The sequence below is a fragment of the Prevotella sp. AM42-24 genome, assembly GCF_003461825.1.
GTDB classification, from domain to species: domain Bacteria; phylum Bacteroidota; class Bacteroidia; order Bacteroidales; family Bacteroidaceae; genus Prevotella; species Prevotella hominis.
In genome coordinates, this window is record NZ_QTXV01000110.1 from 1 (window position 1) to 5,232 (window position 5,232).

The following is a 5,232-nucleotide window of genomic DNA, read 5'->3' on the forward strand; positions in this document are numbered from 1 at the left end:
TACGTTTTTGCCATTTTTCCTTTGTCATTTCGAATAAAATGATTAGCTTTGCTGTTGTAAAATAGCAAGTTTTTAAAGGATGCAGAAGTATAAACTTTAACGAAGCGCTTTATTGAGGTCTAATGATGCGCTTCGTTAGGTGCTAATGATGCGCTTCTTTAAGGTGCAATGATGCGCATCTTTAAGTCATGTTGTTTCTCTATAAGCTATATTCTTGAAAATCAATAACTTTCGGCAAAGATTTAATAGGTTGAAAATGGGTTGGGCACTATTTCTGCCACTTTCTCCAACCATTCTTTATCAATACTATCGAAGGTGTTGAGGTGTTCGCTGTCAATGTCCAGTACGGCGATGACCTCACCATTTCTGATGACAGGCACTACTATCTCTGAGCGGGAAGCACTACTGCAAGCGATATGACCAGGAAACTTTTCTACATCTTCTACAACGATGGTTTCTGCCTTGTCCCAAGCTGTGCCACAAACTCCCTTGCCCCGTTTGATGCGGGTACAAGCCAAAGGTCCTTGGAAAGGTCCTAATACAAGGTTTTCATCAATGACGCGATAGAAACCTACCCACCAGAAATGAAAGGTATCCATGATGCATGCTGAAATATTTGCCATGTTGGCGATGATGTCGCTTTCTCCCTCTATGAGCGATTGAAGCTGAGGGAGGAGAGTGGCGTAAAGTTCTGCCTTCGTTTCTCCTTTTATTATAAGATGTTCTGCCATGATGAAAATGTCTTATCTTGTTGATGTTTATGCAAAGTTACTGATTTTCTCTTTATATTTTCTTCGCTGAGATTTCGGTATCAAGCGTAGCGGTGTAATCGGTACCATGCTATCGTCATGTTTTATACTGAAACAAATTTCCACTACTCGTTAGAGAAAGTCAGTCGAGGGGGAGAGTTTTGCTTGTTTTTGAATGTTTCTTTACAAGGACATCATTTTAAGGTCATAATATAATAATCTTGTGTGTGTCGCATCCTCATCATTTTTGGTAAGCTCTAAGAAGTTGTTCTTAAGATAAAATGGTATAGCCTCTATATATGCATCCACTGTAATAAAGCGACACCCTGTTTTATTGTCTTTGGCAAAATATCCTTTAATAAAATTTAGAAGTTTTGTTCCAAAATGTAACTTCCGAGCATTTTTGTCAACAGCTAATCTACATATTTTTACTGCTGGATAGCTTTTAAGACGTTTTGAGTTTTTAAAACGTCTTTTGAACCTATTAAACTCAGTGTTGTTCTCAAACTCAGTTAGGGAGATTTTATCATTTGCTAAGCTGAAGTATGCAAGGACTGCACCATTTTTATCTTCAATAACATAGGTAACGGCTAACAACTCTCCCCGATATAGCTGCGACTCATTAAGGATGAAGTCATTTAAGTCTTCATCCCCACAATTAAAATTAGATATTCTGTCACCAATATCTAATCTTCGAATCTTTAACGGTTCGCAAATGTCTTCATTATCGTTCATAATCAGTTTGCGAATAAACTCATGATATAATTATAGTCACGATTGATTTCTTCCATCTTTTCGCGGCTTTCCTTTGGAGGATTTTTCATCCTGGCCTCAAATACTCTGGCATCTTCACCATGAAGTATGGGTGTTTCTTTTATAGGTCTTGCCATATTTCTTATTATTTGTTAATTAATATCTTCTGCAAAGTTAAGACATTTATTTGTATTAATCAAGAAAATCTTGGATTTTTTCTTTATCTCCCTATAACTTTTCAAGAAATTGGAAAATTCGGAGTATCGTAACTTGTAAATATCGATTTAAAATATTAGCTTTGCAACATCTAATCCTAAAGGTTATGATAGTAAATATGAACGAGGACTGATAGAATTGATTGAAATATTTTCCGTCTTTCAATCTTTTTTCGTACTTTTGCACCATTATTTAAAGAATGGAATATATGACAGATAAAGATATGAAATGGAAGACGCTCTCGCAGAAATATCTGATAGAGAAGCCTTGGCTCACGGCGCGTGTTGATAAGGTGCAGTTGCCAACTGGGGTTATCATTGACGAATATTATGTGTTGGAATATCCTGATTGGGTGAATACCATTGCCATTACGAAGGACGGAAAGTTTGTGTTTGTTCGACAGTATCGTTATGCGATAGGAAAGACGGTGAACGAACTTTGCGCTGGAGTGGTGGAGAAGGGGGAAGACCCGATGGATGCTGCCAAGCGAGAACTGATGGAAGAAACTGGATTTGGTGGTGGTAACTGGCAGAAGTGGATGACAATCTCTGCTAATCCAAGTACACATACCAATCTGACTCACTGCTATTTAGCCACGGATGTTGAACCTTTAGGTGAACAGCATCTTGATCAAGGTGAAGACTTGGAACCTCGTATGTTCTCCCGTGAGGAAGTATTGGATATGCTACAGAAAGGGGAGATATGGCAGGCTTTGATGGCTGCTCCACTATGGAAGTATTTCGCAAACTAAACGTTGTTTTTGTCATATGGATTTACGTTTGTCGGTTATATCAATAGTTGCGATGATTGCATTGCCTGTCTTCTCTCAGGAAGATAGCATCAAGACCGTTCATCGTATTGCTGCAGATGCTGTGCCTGCTACCATCTTTCATACCAACGAGTTTCTGCGTGGTGGAAATGAGGAAATCAGGACGATGAACCACGATATGACCTTTACTCTTAAATATGCTTTTATGAATAGAGATGAGGTACGACCGGGGGCTATTCATCAGGGAGTGTATCAGGGTGTGGGCTTGGCAAGGCATGAGTTCAACCGATGGCTGGCAAACCCTATCTCTGTTTATCTGTTCCAAGGTGCGCCTATCGTGAATTTCTCGCGCAGGGTTTCGCTCAATTATGAATGGAACTTAGGTATGGCATTTGGGTGGAATGGATATGATGAACAAAGCAATCCGGAAAACAAGGTTATCGGTTCGAAAGTAACTGCTTATATTGATGCTGATCTTTACGTCAGATGGATGCTCTCCAAGGCCTTTGACTTGAATGCCGGTATCTCGTTGAGTCATTTCTCTAATGGAAACACCACCTATCCTAACATGGGGCTGAATACGGGTGGTATCCGTTTGGGATTGGCTTATTATATCAACCGACAACCATTGTCTGTGCCGAAGGTGAAGCGGGAGAAGTTGCCAGACAGCCGTGGTTTTTATACAGATATGATTCTGTATGGTGCCTGGAAGCAGGGCGTAGGGTATGATGGTAATGATCATTATCTGTTGCCTGGAAAATATGGCGTGATGGGCTTCAATGTCAATCCGATGTATCGGCTGAATCCGTGGCTCAGTTTAGGAGCGTCGCTTGATGGCGTGTACGATCGTTCGGCCGGCAGGGAGAATGATTCCTGGGGCGAGGATGTGAATCGTAAGTTTAGTACTCAGGCTGGTTTGGGCCTTTCTGCTCGTGGCGAATTTGCCATGCCTTATTTCAGCATCAACTTCGGTGTCGGAACCTATCTGCTTGGCAATCGCAACGATTTCAGAGGTGTGTATGAAGTGCTTGCCCTGAAGATTCATATCACCAAACGTGCCATGCTGCACATCGGCTACAGTCTTGTGGATTTCAAAACTCCCAATAATCTGATGCTGGGATTGGGGTGGCGATTTGGCGGCAAGTAATGCCGCCATCTTTCGCCAGCTATTCTATTATGATATCTTATTTCTTTATTTGAATATATTTTTGATAGCATAAAGCGGATATACCCTGATGTCTTCATAACACGAAAAGTTTTCGAGTGATGTGCGGATTCCGTAGTCGATGCCTTTCTGTTGAAGGAAAATACGCATGCTTTGCATTGATCCTTTTATGCCCGACTTTACTTCAATAGGTCGTATTTTATCGCCTAGCTGAACCACATAATCCACCTCTGCGTTGCTACCGCTTTTTTCTCTGTGCCAGCAGTATAATGATCGCGGTTCGTAGCATGGCGATGATTTTATAATCTCATTACCTACAAAGGTTTCTGCAATGGCTCCTCGATTAATTACTTGCATATCAGTGGTAGCGATAAAATCGGCAATGTTCAGTCCTAAAACGCTTTGTAGTAAGCCTGTATCTAGAAATATCATGCGGCGGTATTTCTCATTGATTTCTGCGCCTAAAGGAATTCCGTTGGCAGAGGTATGGGTGACTGGATATACAAGACCTGCTAAAATCAGTGTTTCCAGTGCTGTCTTGATTTGCCCACTATTACCATCGCAGTCCACCTTATTATATACAAACTTTCCTAGTCCTTGTTCTGCTACAGAACGGAATACTGCATCGATTCGCATAGATGGTACCCTTTGACGATATTTTGCAAAGTCATCTCTGTAGGATTGTATCAATTCTTTCAATATGCGCTGGCATTCCAGTAGGTCTCCGTCTTTACAAAATCTAGCTATGACGGCTGGCATGCCTCCGAGAACAAGAAACTTACGTAGTTGTCTGGCTGCTTGCTCGTGTATTGGTTCAGGCAAAGGTGTCTGAGGTGTGGATTTGGAAATCATATCGGCCAGCATCTCGTCATTTGTTGCCCACAGGAATTCTTCAAAACTGAATGGGTACATAAAAATACTACGTATTCTTCCTACTCCATAAGATGGTAATGATTCCAAAGCAAACTCTAACAATGAACCTGCTGCAATGAGATGTAGCTCAGAATATTTCTCATAAAAATATCGTAGGCGATTAATGGCTTGTGGGCATGCCTGTATTTCATCAAAGAACAACAAGGTCTTGCCTGCGATGATAGGAATGTGTAGCTGGATGGATAGCAATTGGCAGATTTCCTGTGGTGAGTAAGTGCCGTTGAACATATAATGTATATCTGGGCGTTCATTGAAATCTACTTCTGCAAAATATTCAAACTCTTCTGCAAGATGTCTTACTGCTGATGTCTTTCCTACTTGTCTTGCTCCACGTAAAAGCAATGGTTTTCTCTCTTGAGATTTCGCCCAAATCTCAAGTTCTTTGTCTATATGTCTTTTTAGATATTTCTTCATAATTCGTAACACGTTGATAATCTGGTGCAAAGATACGAATTTTTCTAAAATTAGGGGCTAAGAATGGGTTAAATCTTCTAAAATTAGGGGCTAAGAATGGGCTAAGTCTTCTAAAATTAGGGGCTAAGAATGAGCCAGACCTTCTAAAATTAGGGGCTAAGAATGGCATGAAGGTTTTACTACCAGGAAGAGATTTGTCTTATACGTGAAAAAGTTGTCACCTTTAGGATGGT

Annotated in this window: 6 protein-coding genes; 2 read left to right on the forward strand and 4 right to left on the reverse strand. The window is 40.6% G+C overall.

Translation table 11 applies throughout. The features are described from left to right. Positions 1-242: 242 nt before the first annotated feature. The 3 genes from DW917_RS16120 to DW917_RS17615 all read right to left on the reverse strand — a co-directional run bounded on the left by DW917_RS16120 (position 243) and on the right by DW917_RS17615 (position 1,639). Complete coding sequence (locus DW917_RS16120; protein WP_118120360.1) at positions 243-731, reverse strand: GAF domain-containing protein; 489 nt, start codon at positions 729-731, stop codon at positions 243-245. Positions 732-932: 201 nt separating this feature from the next. Further along, positions 933-1,484, reverse strand: a complete 552-nt coding sequence (locus DW917_RS16125; RefSeq protein WP_118120362.1) for a GNAT family N-acetyltransferase — start codon at positions 1,482-1,484, stop codon at positions 933-935. Positions 1,485-1,486: 2 nt separating this feature from the next. Continuing rightward, positions 1,487-1,639, reverse strand: coding sequence for a hypothetical protein (locus tag DW917_RS17615; protein ID WP_199545585.1), 153 nt, complete (start codon positions 1,637-1,639; stop codon positions 1,487-1,489). A gap of 287 nt (positions 1,640-1,926) precedes the next feature. On the opposite strand from DW917_RS17615, the gene DW917_RS16130 reads away from it, so the two are divergent. Both DW917_RS16130 and DW917_RS16135 read left to right on the forward strand, forming a co-directional pair. Further along, positions 1,927-2,469, forward strand: coding sequence for an NUDIX hydrolase (locus DW917_RS16130; RefSeq protein WP_118120369.1), 543 nt, complete (start codon positions 1,927-1,929; stop codon positions 2,467-2,469). A 52-nt stretch (positions 2,470-2,521) separates the two neighbouring features. Then, on the forward strand, positions 2,522-3,634 hold the full coding sequence (locus DW917_RS16135) for an acyloxyacyl hydrolase (RefSeq protein WP_233524798.1): 1,113 nt from the start codon (positions 2,522-2,524) through the stop codon (positions 3,632-3,634). A gap of 45 nt (positions 3,635-3,679) precedes the next feature. Here DW917_RS16135 and DW917_RS16140 read toward each other — a convergent pair whose 3' ends face one another. After that, positions 3,680-4,999, reverse strand: a complete 1,320-nt coding sequence (locus DW917_RS16140; RefSeq protein WP_118120367.1) for an ATP-binding protein — start codon at positions 4,997-4,999, stop codon at positions 3,680-3,682. Between the last annotated feature and the right edge of the window lie 233 nt (positions 5,000-5,232).